The organism is Arenimonas sp. (genome assembly GCF_036275555.1).
In the GTDB taxonomy this organism is placed as follows: domain Bacteria; phylum Pseudomonadota; class Gammaproteobacteria; order Xanthomonadales; family Xanthomonadaceae; genus Arenimonas.
In genome coordinates this window covers 71,854-88,611 of sequence record NZ_DASUDO010000008.1, presented here as the reverse complement: position 1 = coordinate 88,611, position 16,758 = coordinate 71,854, and the positions used below count along the sequence as shown (strand labels likewise).

The 16,758-nt window shown below is 69.1% G+C and carries 16 protein-coding genes; 5 read left to right on the top strand and 11 right to left on the bottom strand.

Going from position 1 to position 16,758, the window contains the following annotated elements:
* The 8 genes from VFV21_RS02635 to VFV21_RS02600 all read right to left on the bottom strand — a co-directional run.
* On the bottom strand, positions 1 to 1,880 hold a 1,880-nt coding region (locus tag VFV21_RS02635), incomplete at its 3' end, for a nitric-oxide reductase large subunit (protein WP_329667941.1).
* Positions 1,881 to 2,427: 547 nt separating this feature from the next.
* Positions 2,428 to 3,183, bottom strand: coding sequence for a helix-turn-helix domain-containing protein (locus VFV21_RS02630; RefSeq protein WP_329667940.1), 756 nt, complete (start codon positions 3,181 to 3,183; stop codon positions 2,428 to 2,430).
* 25 nt (positions 3,184 to 3,208) lie between these two features.
* Positions 3,209 to 4,603 (bottom strand): oxygen-independent coproporphyrinogen III oxidase, encoded by a 1,395-nt coding sequence (gene hemN, locus VFV21_RS02625; RefSeq protein ID WP_329667939.1) that lies wholly within the window; start codon positions 4,601 to 4,603, stop codon positions 3,209 to 3,211.
* Between the two features lie 57 nt (positions 4,604 to 4,660).
* The gene (locus VFV21_RS02620) at positions 4,661 to 5,659 is read right to left on the bottom strand and encodes a magnesium and cobalt transport protein CorA (RefSeq protein ID WP_329667938.1); all 999 of its coding nucleotides are present in this window, start codon (positions 5,657 to 5,659) and stop codon (positions 4,661 to 4,663) included.
* Positions 5,660 to 5,698: 39 nt separating this feature from the next.
* The gene (locus VFV21_RS02615; protein WP_329667937.1) at positions 5,699 to 6,964 is read right to left on the bottom strand and encodes a DUF4105 domain-containing protein; all 1,266 of its coding nucleotides are present in this window, start codon (positions 6,962 to 6,964) and stop codon (positions 5,699 to 5,701) included.
* Positions 6,951 to 7,799 (bottom strand): HlyC/CorC family transporter, encoded by an 849-nt coding sequence (locus VFV21_RS02610; protein ID WP_329667936.1) that lies wholly within the window; start codon positions 7,797 to 7,799, stop codon positions 6,951 to 6,953. The genes VFV21_RS02615 and VFV21_RS02610 overlap by 14 nt, the downstream gene beginning before the upstream one ends.
* 58 nt (positions 7,800 to 7,857) lie before the next feature.
* Positions 7,858 to 8,322 carry a DUF393 domain-containing protein gene (locus VFV21_RS02605; RefSeq protein ID WP_329667935.1) on the bottom strand — a complete coding sequence of 155 codons (465 nt, stop codon included), beginning with the start codon at positions 8,320 to 8,322 and terminating at the stop codon, positions 7,858 to 7,860.
* The gene (locus VFV21_RS02600) at positions 8,319 to 8,882 is read right to left on the bottom strand and encodes a GbsR/MarR family transcriptional regulator (RefSeq protein ID WP_329667934.1); all 564 of its coding nucleotides are present in this window, start codon (positions 8,880 to 8,882) and stop codon (positions 8,319 to 8,321) included. The genes VFV21_RS02605 and VFV21_RS02600 overlap by 4 nt, the downstream gene beginning before the upstream one ends.
* Before the next feature lie 99 nt (positions 8,883 to 8,981).
* Here VFV21_RS02600 and VFV21_RS02595 point away from each other — a divergent pair, with 99 nt between their 5' ends.
* Positions 8,982 to 9,968, top strand: a complete 987-nt coding sequence (locus tag VFV21_RS02595) for an NAD(P)H-binding protein (protein ID WP_329667933.1) — start codon at positions 8,982 to 8,984, stop codon at positions 9,966 to 9,968.
* On the opposite strand, the gene ybeY is transcribed toward VFV21_RS02595, so the two are convergent.
* The 3 genes from ybeY to miaB form a co-directional block, all read right to left on the bottom strand.
* Positions 9,936 to 10,397 (bottom strand): rRNA maturation RNase YbeY, encoded by a 462-nt coding sequence (gene ybeY, locus VFV21_RS02590; RefSeq protein WP_034210288.1) that lies wholly within the window; start codon positions 10,395 to 10,397, stop codon positions 9,936 to 9,938. The two genes, VFV21_RS02595 and ybeY, sit on opposite strands and share 33 nt — an antisense overlap.
* Positions 10,394 to 11,374 carry a PhoH family protein gene (locus tag VFV21_RS02585; protein WP_329667932.1) on the bottom strand — a complete coding sequence of 327 codons (981 nt, stop codon included), beginning with the start codon at positions 11,372 to 11,374 and terminating at the stop codon, positions 10,394 to 10,396. The genes ybeY and VFV21_RS02585 overlap by 4 nt, the downstream gene beginning before the upstream one ends.
* 224 nt (positions 11,375 to 11,598) lie before the next feature.
* Positions 11,599 to 12,948, bottom strand: coding sequence for a tRNA (N6-isopentenyl adenosine(37)-C2)-methylthiotransferase MiaB (miaB, locus tag VFV21_RS02580; RefSeq protein ID WP_329667931.1), 1,350 nt, complete (start codon positions 12,946 to 12,948; stop codon positions 11,599 to 11,601).
* Between the two features lie 163 nt (positions 12,949 to 13,111).
* Between miaB and VFV21_RS02575 the strand changes: the two genes are divergently transcribed.
* The 4 genes from VFV21_RS02575 (at position 13,112) to VFV21_RS02560 (ending at position 16,730) form a co-directional block, all read left to right on the top strand.
* Positions 13,112 to 14,029, top strand: coding sequence for a lytic transglycosylase domain-containing protein (locus tag VFV21_RS02575; RefSeq protein WP_329667930.1), 918 nt, complete (start codon positions 13,112 to 13,114; stop codon positions 14,027 to 14,029).
* Between the two features lie 121 nt (positions 14,030 to 14,150).
* On the top strand, positions 14,151 to 14,756 hold the full coding sequence (gene petA, locus VFV21_RS02570; protein ID WP_034210292.1) for a ubiquinol-cytochrome c reductase iron-sulfur subunit: 606 nt from the start codon (positions 14,151 to 14,153) through the stop codon (positions 14,754 to 14,756).
* Complete coding sequence (locus VFV21_RS02565) at positions 14,756 to 16,003, top strand: cytochrome bc complex cytochrome b subunit (RefSeq protein WP_329667929.1); 1,248 nt, start codon at positions 14,756 to 14,758, stop codon at positions 16,001 to 16,003. Before petA ends, VFV21_RS02565 begins: the two co-directional genes overlap by 1 nt.
* Positions 15,996 to 16,730, top strand: coding sequence for a cytochrome c1 (locus VFV21_RS02560; RefSeq protein ID WP_329667928.1), 735 nt, complete (start codon positions 15,996 to 15,998; stop codon positions 16,728 to 16,730). Before VFV21_RS02565 ends, VFV21_RS02560 begins: the two co-directional genes overlap by 8 nt.
* Positions 16,731 to 16,758: the final 28 nt, after the last annotated feature.

The following is a 16,758-nucleotide window of genomic DNA, read 5'->3' as shown; positions in this document are numbered from 1 at the left end:
GGAGTCAGGTTGAGGCCCTGCATGTAGTACAGCGACAGCGGTGGATTGATCAGGAATCCGAACAGCCCGGCACCGACCAGGTTCCAGAACGACACCGCGATGAAGAACATCACCGGCCAGCGGTAGCGCGCCATCCACGTGGTCTGGCTCGCGCGCTTCTGCGTGTCCCAGGCCTCGAAGCCGATCAGCGCGAGCGGCACGACCTCGAGCGCCGAGAACGACGCGCCGACCGCGATCACGGCGGTGGGGGTGCCGGTCCAGTACAGGTGGTGCAGCGTGCCGAGCACGCCGCCGGTCAGGAACACGACCGTCGCGAACAGCACGTTCGCGGTCGCGGTCGAGCCGCGCACGAGGCCGAGCTTCACGAACAGGAACGCGATCACCGCTGTCGCGAACACCTCGAAGAAGCCCTCGACCCACAGGTGCACCACCCACCAGCGCCAGTACTCGACCATCGACAGGTGCGTGTGCTCGCCCCACATCAGGCCGGCGCCGTAGAACAGGCCGATCGCGACGGTGGAGAGGAAGAGCAGGGTGGTGATGGACTTCGACTCGCCGCCGGCGCGGATGGCCGGCACCAGGCAACGTCCCACCAGCGTCAGCCACAGGCCCAGGCCGATGAACAGGAACCACTGCCAGAAGCGGCCGAGGTCCACGTATTCCCAGCCCTGGTGGCCGAACCAGAAGTTGTTGGCCAGGCCCAGTTTCTGCATCACCGCGAACCACTGGCCCGCGAACGAACCGACCACGATGATGATCAGGCAGACCCAGAGCACGTGTACGCCCAGGGCCTGGAACTTCGGCTCATGCCCGGAGATCGCCGGCCCGATGTACAGGCCCATGCCCAGCCAGGCGGTCGCGATCCACAGCACCGCCAGCTGCGTGTGCCAGGTGCGCGTGAGCGAGTAGGGCAGGTATTCGGCCAGCGCGAAGCCATAGGCCTCCTGGCCTTCCACCTGGTAGTGCGCGGTGATCGCGCCCAGCAGGATCTGGACCAGGAACAGCGCGATCACGACCCAGAAGTACTTGGCCGTGGCCTTCATCGACGGCGTCACCACCACCTTGGCCAGCGGGTCGGTGGCGGGCAGCGTAAGCGGCGCCTCTTCGCGGCTGTGGTTCACCGCGTAGTGCCAGCCCAGCAGGGCGATGCCCGCCAGCAGGAAGAGCACGCTGAAGATGGTCCACATGAACAGGTTCGAGGGCGGGACGTTGCCCACCAGCGGCTCGTGCGGCCAGTTGTTGGTGTAGGTGATCTCCTTGCCCGGGCGCTGGGTGACCGCCGACCAGGCCGTCCACCAGTAGAACGCCGTCATCGCGCGCCGGTGTCCGGCGTCGGCGACGGTGTTGTTCTTCATCGCGTAGTTCTCGCGCAGCACCGCGGTGGCCGGGTCGTTGCCGAACAGGCTCTGGTAGTGGGCGGAAACGTTGCTGATGGCCAGCGCACGGTCGTTGCTGATCACCACCGACTTCGCGCCCGCGTCGTAGGTGTTGGCGCGCATCATCTCGGTGAGGCGGGCGGTCAGCGCCGCCTGTTCGCCCTTGCCGAGCGCGTCGAAGCCCGCGACGGAATAATCGCGGCGGGCCCACTGGTCGAGGATGTCGACCGCTTCGCGGTGCAGCCAGTCGGCCGTCCAGTCGGGGGCCACGTAGCTGCCGTGGCCCCAGACCGAGCCGAGCTGCTGGCCGCCGGTGGTCTGCCAGACCTGGCGGCCGGTCTCGATGTCGGCGCGGGTGAAGACGACCTGCCCATTCTCCGTGACCACTTGTTCGGGTATCGGGGGCATCTCGCGGTGGATCTCGCCGCCGACCCATAGCAGGACGGCAAACGAGACGGCGAGCAGGGTCGCGAGTGCGATCCATAGCTTGCGGGTACTGCTCATGACGGCTCTCCGGTTCAAGTCCCCGCCATGGTCATCCCGGCGGCCATCCCCGTCCCTGACCCAAGTCAAGTCGGCGTGCGCCATGCGCACGAAGGGCAGCACACCGTGCCTTCGCGGCAGCGCCGCCGCCCACCGACATAGGTCTGCGGCCCGACTCAGGAGCGTCATCCTGACCACTGATGTCGGCCGTTCCGGCCTCCTGCCTCCACTTCCGCAGACCTATGTCGGTGCGCGGCGTCGCCCCGGAAGCCCGTCGCACACCGCATGGAGGTCAAGAGCGAGGCGCAGAGCAACGACTTTTGATCCTGCTTTCGCCATCGCTTCCCTTCTTGCCCTTGCTTTCGAACCGGCGTGCGACGAGGCACCGGGGCGACGTCGCACGCACGACTAGTACTTCTGAAGTGAAGGGCAGGAAGCCCGTAACGGCCGACGTTTGCTGCCAGGGATGGCGCTAGCAAGACGGCGGGCAGAAGTACTAGTCGTGCGGGCGGCGGCGCTGCCGTAGCGTTCCGGTGTGCGGCGGTTCGTGCGCAGGGCGCACGTCGAGTCAGTGGCGGAGGACGTGGAGGGCGAGGGCTTCGAGGCGGGCCGGGTCGAGGATCTCGAGCTCGCGGCGGTCGACGCGGACCAGTTTGTCTTCCTGCAGGCGCTTGAGTACCCGACTGACGGTTTCGGGGGCCAGGCGCAGGTAGTTGGCGATGTCGGTGCGCGTCATGGTCAGGTGCAGGCGCGTGGGCGAGAAGCCCCGGCGCGCGTAGCGGCGCGACAGCGCCACCAGGAAGGCCGCCATGCGCTCGTCGGCGCTGAAGTCGCCGGCCAGCAGCGAGGCCTTGCCGATGTCCTCGCTGAGCAGCTTGAACAGCTGCGCCTGCAGGCCGGGCATGCGCGTGGCCAGCACCGCCATCTTCGGGAAGGAGAAGCGGCACAGCATCACCGTGTCCAGCGCCACCGCGTTGCAGGGGTACCGCGCCTGGCTGATCGCGCTCAGGCCGATGATCTCGCCGGGCAGGTGGAAGCCCAGCACCTGCTCGTGGCCGGAGGCGTCGAGCACGTAGGTCTTGACCGTACCGGCGCGCACCGCGGCGATGGCGTTGAATTCCTCGCCCTCGCGGAAGATGTGCTCGCCCTCGTGGAATGGCCCGATGTGCTCGACTAGCACGTGCAGGTCCATCAGGTCGGCCTTGCCGTAGCCCTGCGAGAGGCAGGCGTCGGAGAAGGCGCAGGTGCTGCAGAAGCGCAGCTCGTCGCCGTCGTCCGCGGCGGCGGGCGACGGCAGGCTGCGCCGGCGGGCGGTCGGGCTCACGGGCGGCTCCCGGCGGCGGGGGCGGTCAGATCGCTTTCGAGAAGCGGACGGGTTCGGCCTGGGCCTGGTGCAGGTAGCGGTCGAAGCATGCGGCAATGATACGCACGAGCAGGCGCCCGCGCTCGGTGGCCCGCAGGCGGTCGGCCTCGACCACCACCAGGCCGTCGGCCTCGAGCGGGGCGAGCCGGGCCAGGTCGGCGGCGAAGTACTCGCGGAAGTCGATCTCGTGGCGCAGCTCCAGCGGCGCGAACTCAACCACGCCGTGGCACATCAGCTGCTGGATCAGGTCGGCCCGCAGCACGTCGTCGGCGTCGAGCGCCATGCCGCGCCAGGTCGGCAGCCGGCCCTCGTCGATCACGATCTCCCAGCTGGGCAGGTCGCGCGGGTTCTGGCTGTAGGTGTCGCCGACGTGGCTGATGGCGCTCACGCCCAGGCCAATCAGGTCGCAGTCGGCGTGGGTGGTGTAGCCCATGAAGTTGCGGTGCAGCTTGCCCTGCGCCTGGGCCTGGCTCAGGTCGTCGCTGGGCAGGGCGAAGTGGTCCATGCCGATGTAGCGGTAGCCGGCGGCCGAGAGCATCTGGATCGAGAGCTGCAGCAGGCCCAGTTTTTCCTCGGCGCTGGGCAGCTGGCTCTCGTCGATGCGCTGCTGCGGCCGGAACAACTGCGGCATGTGCGCATAGCTGTACACCGCCAGGCGGTCGGGCCGCGCCGCGATCACGGTGTCGAGCGTGCGCTCGAAGCCCTCGCGGGTCTGCAGCGGCAGGCCGTAGATCAGGTCCACGTTCACCGAACGGAAGCCGCTGCGGCGGCAGTTGCGGATCACCGCGTTGGTTTCCTCCACCGACTGGATGCGGTTCACCGCGGCCTGCACGGCTGGGTCGAAGTCCTGCACGCCGAGGCTGGCGCGGTTGAAGCCGAGCTCGGCCAGCGCCTCGATGTCGCCGGGCTTGATCACCCGGGGATCGATCTCGATCGAGAAGTCGCGGGCCGGGCTCTGGCTGAAGTGGAAGTGCCGGCCGAGCGTGTCGAGCAGCTCGCCGATCTGGTGCGGGGTGAGGAAGTTCGGGGTGCCGCCGCCCAGGTGCAGCTGCATCACGTCGCGGTCGCGGTCGAACATCGGGCCCAGCATCGCGGCTTCGCGCACCAGGCGGTCGAGGTAGGGCTCGGCGCGGTTGAAGTCGCGGGTGATGATGCGGTTGCAGCCGCAGTAGAAGCAGGGGCTGAAGCAGAACGGCACGTGCACGTACAGCGACAGCCGGCGCGGGATCGGGTCCTCGTTGCTCTTCTGCGCGGCGCGGCGGAACTCGGCTTCGCCGAAGCCGGTCTTGAACTGCGGCGCGGTCGGGTAGGAGGTGTAGCGCGGCCCCGGTTTGTCGTAGCGGCGCAGCAGCTCGGCGTCGAAGGGAGGAATGGCGGTCATGGCAGGCAGGTTAGGCGCGCCCGGCCACCCGCGCCTTGACCCGCGTCAAGCCGCCGCTCAGATCCAGCGGGCGCGCCGGAGGAGGATGAACAGGCCGCCGACGATGGCCGCGGTGACGCCGATCAGGACCCCGTAGCTGTAGCGTCCGCCGACCTCGGGCATGTGCTCGAAGTTCATGCCGTACCAGCTGGCGATCAGGGTGGGCGCGGCCAGCAGGCCGGCCCAGCCGGCCAGGCGCTTGACCACCTCGCCCTGGGCCACGGTGACCAGGGCCAGGTTCACCGACATCGCCGCGGTCAGCATCTCGCGCAGGGTGTCGGTGGCGTCGTTGACCCGCAGCGTGTGGTCGAACACGTCGCGGAAGTAGAGCCGCATCTCCTCGCCCACCATCTGGGTGTGCACGCGGGTCAGCTGGCCGGTGATGTCCTGCATCGGCGCCACCGCCAGCCGGAGCGTGGTCAGCTCGCGCTTGAGGTCGTAGAGCTTGCGCACGGTGTCGCGGCTGAAGTTCTCGGCGAAGATGTCGTGCTCCAGCGCGTTGAGCTGGTTGCGGAACTCGTCGACGATCGGCAGGTAGTTGTCGACGATGAAGTCGAGCACCGCGTACAGGCCATAGGTCGGGCCCAGCGCCAGCAGCTCGGGCTCGCGTTCGCAGCGGGCGCGCACCGAGGTGTAGGACAGCGACGTGCCGTGCCGCACCGTGACCAGGTAGCGCGGGCCCACGAAGAGATGGGTTTCGCCAAACGAGACCTGGCCGGCGAGCGCCTGCGCGGTGTGCACGGCGATGAACAGCGAGTTGCCGTAGGCCTCGATCTTCGGGCGCTGGTGGGCGTGGTGGGCGTCCTCGACGGCCAGGTCGTGCAGGTCGAATTCTTCCTGCAGCTTGTCGAGCAGGGCTTCCTCCGGCTCGTACAGGCCGACCCAGACGAAGCTGCCGTCGTCGACCGCCAGCACGTCGCTGATCTCGTCGAGCGGGATGTCGCGGCGGCTGCCGTCGCGGCCGTAGCGGACGCAGTTGACGACGCAGGTGGGCGAAGCGGGGAAGGCAGTGTCCATGCCGGCATCATCGGCCGCAGGGCCGGGGCCGGCAAGCCTTCAGGCGCGGGGGTCGAGCCGGCGCAGCAGGGCCCAGTGCAGCGGGAGCAGCAGGAGCACCCACTCGACGTTTTCCTGCGGGCGGAACGGCAGGAACTTCAGGAAGCCGGCCAGGGCCGCGCCCGCCACCACGATCCGCAGCAGCCAGCGGAAGCGAACCGAGGGCTCGCGCCCGCGCAGGCGGGCCCAGCCGCCAGGCAGCAGGAACAGGCACAGCGGGCTGAGCAGCAGCAGGTTCTCGTTGCCGTGGCCGGCGACGTGGGCGCTGCCGAACCAGATGAAGAGCAGGGTCAGGCCCGCCAGCCCGGCCACGGTCCAGAAGCCCAGCGCCAGGCCGGCCAGTGCGCGCGGTGCGCGACGGCCCAGCCACAGCGCGCCCAGCGCCAGCGCCACGCCGGCGAACAGCGCCGGCACCCGCAGCCGCGGCGCTTCCGCCGGCGGCTGGCCGATGCGGTGCGGGTGCAGGGTTTCCTCGGCGACCACCAGCGGGCGGCCGTCGGCCAGGCGCACTTCGCGCAGGGCGTCGCGCAGGCGCATCGGGATGAAGGATTCCTCCCAGCGCGAGAGCGGCTTGTCGGCGTAGCCGGCCAGGCCGATGTGGAAGCCGATCGCCATCCACGCGGCGGGCGCGGCCAGGCGCACCGACTCGCTGCGGTAGGTGTTGCCCTGCGAGCGGCCGGTGAGCTGGGTCCTGAGGACGCCGCCCAGGGCGTCGTCGAGCGCGTCGCGGACCTGGGTGGAGCAGTTGCTGGTGTAGTAGTCGTAGCGGTAGCGCGCGTTTTCGCCGCTGGCGCGTTCTTCCAGCGAGGCGGCCAGGGCGCGGGCCTGGTCCGGCGTGAGGTCCAGCCACTGCAGGCTGGCGCCGCGGCCCAGCTCGCGATAGCGCGCCATGTCCTGTTCCAGCGGCAGCGCGACCAGCCAGTAGCGCATCTGGCCGTGGATGAAATTGGCGAAGAAGTTCGGTTCGTCGAGGTCGAAGTAGCCGAAGTTGTAGGAGATGCGGCGGCCGGAGGCCGGGTCGTCGACCACGATGGCGTTGTGGCCGAAGCGCTCGAAGAAAATCTCGCCGGGCTCCATCGTGACGACGCCGATGCGCGGGGCAGCGGTCGCCGCGGCCTCCGTCGAGGCCTGCGGGGTGGCTGCCGAAACGGTCGGGGGCGGCAGCGTGTCGCCGGTCGCGGCCGGCTGGGCCAGCGCCGGCGCCAGCAGCGCCGTCAGCAGCCAGAGCCCCAGCGCGGCGACCAGCCGCCAGTCACTCCGGGCCATGCACGCTCAGCACGAAGGTGTGGACGCGGCGGCGGTCGGCGCGGCCGACGCGGAAGTGGAAGCGGCCCAGCGAGAGCTCTTCGCCGGCCTCGGGCAGGTGGCCGATGGCGGAGGTGACGAGGCCGCCGATGGTGTCGTACTCGTCGTCGTCGAAGTCGGCGCCGAACTGCTCGTTGAAGTCGGAGATCGGGGTGAGGGCGTCGACCAGGAACTGGCCATCGGCCTGGGCCGCGATCAGCTTGGCCTCGTCGGCGTCGTCGTGCTCGTCGTCGATCTCGCCGACGATCTGCTCCAGCACGTCCTCGATGGTGACCAGGCCGGCCACGCCGCCGTGCTCGTCGACCACGATGGCCATGTGGTTGCGCGACAGCCTGAACTCCTTGAGCAGGACGTTCAGGCGCTTGGATTCGGGGATCAGCACCGCCGGGCGCAGCAGTTCGCGGACGCTGCCGGGGCCGCCGTCGGCCACCATGCCGCGCAGCAGGTCCTTGGCCAGCAGGATGCCGAGGATTTCGTCGCGGTCCTCGCCGTGGACCGGGAAGCGGGAGTGGCCGGACTCGACCACCATCTTCATCAGGTCCAGGAACTTGGCGTCGAGCGGCAGGGAGACCATCTGCGAGCGCGGCACCATGATGTCGCCGACCTGGAGCTCGGACACCGACAGGGCGCCCTCGAGCATCTTCAGGGTATCGGCGCCCAGCAGGCCGTTGGCCTGGGCATCGCGCAGGATCTCGACCACGTCGTCGAGGGTCTGGGGTTCGCCGGAAAAGGCCAGGCTCAGGCGTTCAAGCCAGGAGCGGCGTTCCGGCGGGCTACTAGGGGAATCTTCGGACATTTCCGTGGAAGAGGCGCCCGGAGGCGGTCGGCGGAGTGTAGCAAAAGCGGTCCCGCTCTTATCCCGGCAGGTCGCAGCGGCCGGTGGCGCAGGCGGCGGCGCGGGCCTGGGCCCGGGTGGCGGCGCGGCGGACCAGCCAGCCGTAGGCGCGGTTGAGCCGGAGCCAGGACAGGGGCTGCCGGAAGCGGGCGACCCAGGGGTAGAGCCGGGTCCAGACCGGGCGCAGGCGGGGGTTGGCCCAGAGCCGGGCCATGCCGTGCAGGCCGGCCGCGGCATAGGCGAGTTCGAACACGTCGACCCCGATGAACCAGCGCCCGGCGGCGTCGCGGGCGTGGATCAGGCGCATCAGGTCGGCCCGGGCGATGCCGGCGGCCTCCAGGTGGGCGTCGGCGAAACCGGCGGGCGAGGCGTCCACCAGGGTGAGGCGGGACTGGCTGTCGTGGTCCTTCAGGGCGTGCATCTCCTCCCGGCACAGGGGGCAGGAGGCGTCGTAGTAGATGACCAAAGGCCAGGTGGCGTTCATGGTTTGTTTCCGTCGCGGATGAGTTTCTGGATGCGGCTGCCGAGTTTCATCACTTTCATCAGGGTCGCGGGTTCGAGCCGCAGCATCTCCTCGCCCCAGGACGACAGGGCCGTCATCAGGGCCAGGGTGTCCTGCATGCGCTTGCGGGCATCGGCGTCCTCGCCGGGGAAGGCGGGGTCGCTGGTGAGCTCCTGCAGCAGGCTGACGGTGGGGTCGAACTCGCGCGCCTTGCGTTCACGCACCACGGTACGGAACAGCTCCCACACGTCGCGTGAAGTCTCGAAGTGGTCGCGGCGTTCGCCCATCAGGTGCGAGACGCGGACCAGCTTCAGGTTCATCAGCTCGCGCAGGCTGTTGCTGACGTTCGAGCGGGCGACCTTGAGTATCGAGGCGATGGTTTCAGCGTCCATCGGCCGGCCGGCCAGGAAGAGCAGGGCGTGTACCTGGGCCACGGTCCGGTTCACGCCCCAGCGCGAGCCCATTTCGCCCCAGTGCAGCACGAAGCGCCGGCTGATGGGGCTCAGCGGGTCGGCGGCGTTCTCGGCGGTTTCTTCGGTCATGGCGGGGTGTTCCGGCGCAGGCTCGGGAGGCTTGCAGTCAGGCTAGTCCGGGCATATATTTCTGTCAAGACAGAAAAAACTGTCAGAACGAGGTGCCCCATGGATGCCTGCCGGACCCCCGATCCACCCGCCCTCCGCGTGCTGGTCCTGGGCGGCGGTGGCTTCATCGGCCGATACGCCGTGGCGGCGCTGCTGGCCCAGCGCGCTGACGTATCGATCGGCAGCCGGCACCCCGAGCGGCTCGACCGGCGCCTGCCCGATGCCGCCCGGGCCTGCCCGCGCCGTCGCGCACGCTTCGAGCAGTTGCTGGTCGCCGAGGACTGGCGGCCGCTGCTGGAGGACATCGACGTCGTGGTCAATTGCGTCGGCATCCTCCGCCCCCGCGGCCGGGAGACCTACCAGCGGGTCCACCACCTCGCCCCGGCGGCCCTGGCCGAGGCCTGCCGACGCGCCGGAAAGCGCCTGGTCCACGTGTCGGCGCTGGGGCTGCAGGCGCCGATGCGCAGCGGCTTCCTTCGGTCGAAGGCCGACGGCGAAGCGGCACTGCGCCGCAGCGGCGCCGACTGCTGCATCGTCCGGCCGTCCCTGCTGGACGCCGAAGCGGGCGGATACGGCGCGGCCTGGATACGCCGCGTCGCGCGCTGGCCCCTGCACGCCATTCCCGCCGACGCCACCGGCCGCATCGCCGCGCTGGACGTCCGCGACCTCGGCCTGGCCCTCGCTGCGCTGGCCCGGAAACCTCGCCTGGCCCGCGAAAACGGCCCCGCGGAGTACGAACTGGGCGGCACGACGGCCCTGGCCCTGGGCGACTACCTCGCGGCCATGCGCCTCGATCTGACGGGACGGCCTGCCCGCCGCCTCCCCGTGCCGGGACTGCTGGCCCGCCTGGCCAGCCATGCCTGCGACCTGCTGCACCTCACGCCGTTCTCCTTCGGACACTGGGAGCTGCTGCGGCGCGACAACGTGCCCACGCACAACGCCCTGCCCGACCTGCTGGGCCGTCCACCCCGCCCGGTGGTCACCCCGAAACCAAATGAACCTGGTTCATTTGGGTTAGTAGGGGTCGGGGAGGCCCAGGGTGGCTAGGATGTCGCGCTCGATCTGCTCCATGGCCTCGGCTTCGCGTTCGTCCTCGTGGTCGAGGCCGAGCAGGTGCAGGACGCCGTGGATGGTGAGGTGGGCGTAGTGGGCGTTGAGGGGCTTGCCCTGTTCGAGGGCTTCCTTGGCCACCACGGGGGCGCAGATCACCAGGTCGCCGAGCAGGGGCAGGGTGACGCCTTCCGGTAGCTCGACCGGGAAGCTCAGCACGTTGGTGGCGTAGTCCTTGCCGCGGTAGTGGCGGTTCAGGGCGCGGCCCTCCTTCGCATCCACCAGGCGGATGGCCAGGTCGGCGCGCTTGATCCGGCCCTGCGCGGCCGCGGCCGCCCAGCGCCGGAAACTGGTGGCGGCCGGCAGGCCCGCGCGCGGCAGGCCGTAGGTGACGCTGACGTCGAGTTGAACCGGGCCCTTGGTCATTCCTGCGACTCCTTGCCGTCCCGGGCATCGTAGGCCCGGACGATGCGCGCCACCAGCGGATGCCGCACCACGTCGTGGGCGGTGAAGAAGGTGAAGCTGATGCCCTCGACCCCGCGCAGCACGTCGATGGCGTCGCGCAGCCCGGACTTCTGGTGCTTGGGCAGGTCGATCTGGCTGAGGTCGCCGGTGATCACCGCGGTGCTGCCGAAGCCGATGCGGGTCAGGAACATCTTCATCTGCTCGATCGAGGTGTTCTGCGCCTCGTCCAGGATCACGTAGGCGTCGTTGAGCGTGCGGCCGCGCATGTAGGCCAGCGGCGCGATCTCGATCACGTTGCGCTCGAGCAGCTTGGCGACCTTCTCGACGCCGAGCATTTCGTAAAGGGCGTCATACAGCGGGCGCAGGTAGGGATCGACCTTCTGGCTCAGGTCGCCGGGCAGGAAGCCGAGCTTCTCGCCGGCCTCTACCGCCGGGCGCACCAGCAGCAGCCGCTGCACGCGCGATTCGTTCAGCGCCTCGACCGCGCTGGCTACCGCCAGGAAGGTCTTGCCGGTGCCGGCCGGCCCGATGCCAAAGTTGATGTCGTGGGTGGTGATCGCGTGCAGGTACTTGGCCTGGTTCGCGCCGCGCCCGCGCACGGTGCCGCGCTTGACCTTGATCGCCACTTCCTGCGGCTCGAAGCCGTCCTCGCCGGTGATGCGCTCGAGGTGCGCACTGCCCAGGTGGGTGTGGATGCGGTGCGGGTCGAGCACTTCGGTGGCGGCGTCCTCGTAGAGCTTGCGCAGCAGCTTCTCGGCCGCCGCGGCCGCCTTGGCCTCGCCGCTGACGCGGAACACGTGGCCGCGGTTGGCGATCTCCACGCCCAGCCGCAGCTCCATCTGCCGCAGGTGCTCATCGAACGGCCCGGCCAGGTTCGCCAACCGCTCGTTGTCCTCCGGCTCCAGCACGAAATCACGATGTACGGCGTGTTTGGTCATTTTATTTTTGCCACGGATGAACACGGATCAGGACGGATGGCCACGGATGAAGCGGATTGAAATTCTTGACGCGGATTCACGCGGATAAACGCGGATAAAGCAAAAAATGAAGAAAAGAAAACCAGGATCGCTTCTGACCTGTCCGCGTTTATCCGCGTAAATCCGCGTCAAAAACTCTTATGGCTTTATCCGTGTTCATCCGTGGCAAAAAGAAAAGCTCTCCCCTAGCCGGAAACAACGACTTCGCCGCGGAGCGAGTTGGTGCGGGCCTCGGTGATGCGCAGGTCGACGAACTGGCCGACCAGGCGCGGGTGGCCGGGGAAATTCACGTTGCGCATGTTCTCGGTCTTGCCGGTGAGTTCGTCCGGGTTGCGGGCGCTGGGGCCCTCGACCAGTACGCGCTGCACCGTGCCCACCATCGCCTGGGAAATGCGCCGCGCGTTGGCGTTGATCGCCGCCTGCAGGCGGTGCAGGCGCGCGCTGGCCACGTCGGCCGGCACCTCGTCGTGCAGGTTGGCCGCGGGCGTGCCCGGGCGGCGGGAGTAGGCGAAGGAATAGCTCTGGTCGAAGCCGATGTCTTCCACCAGCTTCAGCGTCGCCTCGAAATCGCGCTCGGTCTCGCCCGGGAAGCCGACTATGAAGTCGGATGCCACCACGATGCCCGGCTTGGCCTCGCGCAGGCGGCGGATGCGCGCCTTGTACTCGAGCACCGTGTGCCCGCGCTTCATCGCCGCCAGGATGCGGTCCGAACCCGACTGCACCGGCAGGTGCAGGTAGCTGGCCAGCTGCGGCACGTCGCGGTGCGCGTCGATCAGCGCGTCGGAGAACTCGACCGGATGCGAGGTGGTGTAGCGGATCCGGCCGACGCCTTCGATCGTGGCGATGGCGCGGATGAGCGTGGCGAGGTCAGCGGTGTCGCCGCCATCGCCGATCGGCCCGCGGTAGGCGTTGACGTTCTGGCCCAGCAGGTGGATCTCGCGCACGCCCTGCGCGGCGAGCTGCGCGCACTCGAGCAGCACGTCGTCGAACGGCCGCGACACTTCCTCGCCGCGCGTGTAGGGCACCACGCAGAACGAGCAGTACTTGCTGCAGCCCTCGATGATCGAGACGTAGGCGCTGGGCCCTTCGGCCCGCGGCTCGGGCAGGCGGTCGAACTTCTCGACCTCGGGGAAGCTGATGTCCACCTGCGGCCGGCCGGTGGCGCGGCGCGCCTCGATCATCTCCGGCAGCCGGTGCAGCGTCTGCGGGCCGAACACCAGGTCCACGTGCGGCGCGCGGCGCAGGATCGCCTCGCCTTCCTGGCTGGCGACGCAGCCGCCAACGCCGATGATGACCGGCTTGTCCTTCTTGAGGTGCTTCCACTTGCCGACCAGCGAGAACACCTTGTCCTCGGCCTTCTCGCGGATCGAGCAGGTGTTGACCAGGATGACGTCGGCCTCGGCCTCGTCGTCGGTGAGTTCCAGGCCGTGCCGGTCGGCGAGCACGTCGGCCATCTTGGCCGAGTCGTACTCGTTCATCTGGCAGCCGTGGGTCTTGATGTGGAGCTTGCCCCGGGCGGGCGAGTTCACGGGCATGGCGGCGGTTAATCCGTTCCGTGGGGGCCGTCATTGTACCCCCGGCCCTGTAGGAGGGACTTCAGTCCCGGAGCTTTTCGGCGAAGGGCTTCGGGACTGAAGTCCCTCCTACACGAGGGGGGGCGGGCTTGGCTTTGGGGCGGGGTTGGAGTAAACACGCGCCATGAACCCGCTGCGTCCGCTCGCCCTGGCATGCCTGTTCCTGGCCCCCCCGGCCTGGGCGGGCACGCTGTACAAGTGCACCGGCGCCGACGGCATCCCCAACTACACCGGCAAGCGCGTGGACGGCGCCAGCTGCAAGGTGGTCTCGACCTACACCGCGGCCGATGCCCGCCCGCGCGGACCGGCGCCCACGCGCGCCGCCGCGCCGGCCCCCGCGCCGGCCGCGCCCGTGGCTTCCGGCGGCGCCGGCTCGGCCGGGCAGGCCCGGGCCACCCCGGCGTCCCGGGTCGAGTTCCGCACGGCGGCCCCCGGCCAGGCGCTCGCGGCCGCCCCGGCGAAGGGCGGCGCCCGCGTCACCCGCGGCGCCATGTACAAGTACGAGCGCGACGGCGTCACCCACTACACCAACGTCCGCCCGGGCGGCGACGCCGGCGCCCGCCTGTTGTTCAGCTACGTCGAGGCCTGCTACGCCTGCGGCGCGCTGCCGGGCGTCGATTTCGGCACCGTGCGGCTCAACACCGAGGCCTATGCGGCCGAGGTGCGCGCCGCGGCCGCCGAGTTCGGGGTGGAAGAGGCCGTGGTCCGGGCCATCATCCACGCCGAATCCGCCTTCCGCCCCAACGCCGTCTCGCACGCCGGGGCGCAGGGCCTGATGCAGCTGATCCCCGCCACGGCCAGCCGCTTCGGCGTCTCCGACGTGTTCGACCCGAACCAGAACATCCGCGGCGGCGTGCAGTACCTGGCCTGGCTGCTCAAGCGCTACGAGGGCAACCTGACCCTGGCCGCGGCCGGCTACAACGCAGGTGAAGGCGCCGTGGACCGCCACGGCGGCGTCCCGCCCTATGCCGAGACCCAGCGCTACGTCCAGCGCGTGGGCACCCTGGCGGAACGCTACCGGGGCGTCCTGGCCAGCCAGTAAGCCGCTCGCGGGCGGCGTTGTCGCTGCCGCGCCCCGTCCGCTACAATTGCGCGTCTTTGCGGGGGCTGGTCCGCCCCGCATCTCTGTTTTCAGCCACTTAGCAAGTTTTTCGGAGAGCCGGATGGCTAACGAAGGGGTCAATTCAGGCCGTCGCCGCTTCCTGACCGCCACCACCGCCGTTGTCGGCGCGGTGGGCGTGGCAGGCGTCGCGGTGCCGTTCATCAGTTCCTGGAAGCCGAGCGCGCGCGCCCAGGTCGCCGGTGCGCCGGTCGAGGTCGACATCAGCAAGATCGACCTCGAGCCGGGCATGCGCATGATCGTCCAGTGGCGCGGCAAGCCGGTCTGGATCTTCAAGCGCACGCCGGAGCAGCTGGCGGCGCTGCCGTCCATCAACGACCGCCTGCGCGACCCGAACTCCGACAACGTCGAGCAGACGCCGGCGTTCGCCAAGAACGAGGGCCGCTCGATCAAGCCCGAGCTCGCCGTCATCGTCGGCATCTGCACCCACCTGGGCTGCTCGCCGACCTACGTGCCGGAGCTGCAGCCGCAGGCCTTCGACAGCGAATGGCAGGGCGGTTTCTACTGCCCGTGCCACAACTCGCGCTTCGACCTCGCCGGCCGCGTCTACCAGGGCGTCCCGGCCCCGTCGAACCTCGAGGTCCCGCCTTACCACTTCGTTGACGACTCGCGCGTCATCGTTGGTATTCCGCCGGAAGGAGCCGCGTAATGGCCAACGTCATCAACCGCACGGTCGAATCGGTCACGGGCTGGTTCAACGACCGCACGCCGGGCCTGATCCCGGCGTACAAGAAGCACATGTCGGAGTACTACGCTCCGAAGAACTTCAACCTCTGGTACTACTTCGGCTCGCTGGCCATCCTGGTGCTGGTCAACCAGATCGTCACCGGCATCTTCCTGACGATGCACTACAAGCCGTCCGCGGCCGAGGCCTTCGCTTCGGTCGAGTACATCATGCGCGACGTCGAGTGGGGCTGGCTGATCCGCTACATGCACAGCACCGGCGCCTCCATGTTCTTCGTGGTGGTGTACCTGCACATGTTCCGCGGCCTCGTGTACGGCTCCTACCAGAAGCCGCGCGAACTGGTCTGGGTGTTGGGCGTGATGATCTTCCTGGTCCTGATGGCCGAGGCCTTCATGGGCTACGTGCTGCCCTGGGGCCAGATGTCCTACTGGGGCGCGCAGGTGATCATCAACCTGTTCGGCGCCATCCCGGTGGTCGGCAACGGCCTCACCGAGTGGATCCGCGGTGACTACCTGGTCGCCGACGCCACCCTCAACCGCTTCTTCGCCCTGCACGTGATCGCGCTGCCGCTGGTGTTGCTGCTGCTGGTCGTGCTGCACCTGGGCGCGCTGCACGAGGTGGGTTCGAACAACCCGGAAGGCGTGGACATCAAGAAGGTCAAGGACAAGGCCACCGGCATCCCGAAGGACGGCATCCCCTTCCACCCGTACTACACGGTGAAGGACCTGTTCGGCGCCGGCTTCTTCCTGATCCTGTTCGCCTTCATCGTGTTCTTCGCGCCGACGATGGGCGGCTGGTTCCTGGAGTGGGACAACTTCATCGAGGCCGATCCGCTGGTGACCCCGGCGCACATCAAGCCGGTGTGGTACTTCACGCCCTTCTACGCGATGCTGCGCGCGATCCCCGACAAGCTGTTCGGCGTGATCGTGATGGGCGGCGCCACCCTGATCCTGTTCGCGCTGCCGTGGCTCGACCGCTGCAAGGTCAAGTCGATCCGCTACCGCCCGATGCTGCACAAGATCCTGATCACCATCTTCGTGGTGGCCTTCGTGGTCCTGGGCTGGCTGGGCGCGCAGACGGGCTCCGACACCCAGAAGCTGGTGGCCCAGATCCTGACCGCCTACTACTTCGCCTTCTTCCTCCTGATGCCGATCTGGTCCGCGATGGGCCAGACCAAGGCCGTTCCCGAGCGGGTGCCCGAGCATGACTAAGCTGCGTCTCTTCGCCCTCCTGCTGGCTTTCGCGCCCGCGCTCGGCCTGGCGGCCAGCGCCGGCCCGCTGGAATCCTCGGGCACCGACCTCAGCGACCGCGCCTCCCTGCAGCGCGGCGCCGGCCTCTACATGAACTACTGCGCCGGCTGCCACGCCCTGTCCCTGCACCGCTACTCGCGGATCGCGGAAGACCTGGGCCTGAGCCCGGAGCTGGTGGAACAGCACCTGATGCCGGCCAACGCCAAGATCGGCGAGAACATCAACACCGGCATCAGCGCCGGCGACGGCAACGCCTGGTTCGGCAAGGCGCCGCCCGACCTGAGCCTGACCGCCCGTGCCCGCCTCGGCGGCCCCGACTGGATCTACAGCTACCTCAAGGGCTTCTACATCGACGAAGCCCGCCCGATGGGCTGGAACAACACCGTGTTCCCGGGTGCCTCGATGCCGCACGTGCTCTGGGAAATGCAGGGCATCCAGCGCCCGGTCTACGAGCAGGGCGCCGACGGCCAGCCGCACGTCGCCCGCCTCGAGCTGGTGCAGCCCGGCCGCCTCGACGCCAAGGCCTACGACCAGGTGGCGCGCGACATCAGCGCCTTCCTGCAGTACGTGGCCGAGCCGGCCGCGCTCAAGCGCGAGTCGGTGGGCGTGTGGGTGGTGCTGTTCCTGGCCTTCTTCACCTTCATCGCCTACCTGCTGAAGGTCGAGTACTGGCGCGACGTGCACTGACCGTCCGCGGTCAGGCCGTCCCGTGAAA

Bases quoted from the DNA above. Each gene is read 5' to 3' on its own strand.
- VFV21_RS02620 (WP_329667938.1), bottom strand. From the start codon at position 5,659: ATGGACACTGCCTTCCCCGCTTCGCCCACCTGCGTCGTCAACTGCGTC.
- ybeY (WP_034210288.1), bottom strand. From the start codon at position 10,397: ATGACCAAGGGCCCGGTTCAACTCGACGTCAGCGTCACCTACGGCCTG.
- VFV21_RS02615 (WP_329667937.1), bottom strand. From the start codon at position 6,964: ATGGCCCGGAGTGACTGGCGGCTGGTCGCCGCGCTGGGGCTCTGGCTG.
- miaB (WP_329667931.1), bottom strand. From the start codon at position 12,948: ATGCCCGTGAACTCGCCCGCCCGGGGCAAGCTCCACATCAAGACCCAC.
- VFV21_RS02585 (WP_329667932.1), bottom strand. From the start codon at position 11,374: ATGACCAAACACGCCGTACATCGTGATTTCGTGCTGGAGCCGGAGGAC.
- hemN (WP_329667939.1), bottom strand. From the start codon at position 4,603: ATGACCGCCATTCCTCCCTTCGACGCCGAGCTGCTGCGCCGCTACGAC.
- petA (WP_034210292.1), top strand. From the start codon at position 14,151: ATGGCTAACGAAGGGGTCAATTCAGGCCGTCGCCGCTTCCTGACCGCC.
- VFV21_RS02560 (WP_329667928.1), top strand. From the start codon at position 15,996: ATGACTAAGCTGCGTCTCTTCGCCCTCCTGCTGGCTTTCGCGCCCGCG.
- VFV21_RS02595 (WP_329667933.1), top strand. From the start codon at position 8,982: ATGGATGCCTGCCGGACCCCCGATCCACCCGCCCTCCGCGTGCTGGTC.
- VFV21_RS02565 (WP_329667929.1), top strand. From the start codon at position 14,756: ATGGCCAACGTCATCAACCGCACGGTCGAATCGGTCACGGGCTGGTTC.
- VFV21_RS02610 (WP_329667936.1), bottom strand. From the start codon at position 7,799: ATGTCCGAAGATTCCCCTAGTAGCCCGCCGGAACGCCGCTCCTGGCTT.
- VFV21_RS02600 (WP_329667934.1), bottom strand. From the start codon at position 8,882: ATGACCGAAGAAACCGCCGAGAACGCCGCCGACCCGCTGAGCCCCATC.
- VFV21_RS02575 (WP_329667930.1), top strand. From the start codon at position 13,112: ATGAACCCGCTGCGTCCGCTCGCCCTGGCATGCCTGTTCCTGGCCCCC.
- VFV21_RS02605 (WP_329667935.1), bottom strand. From the start codon at position 8,322: ATGAACGCCACCTGGCCTTTGGTCATCTACTACGACGCCTCCTGCCCC.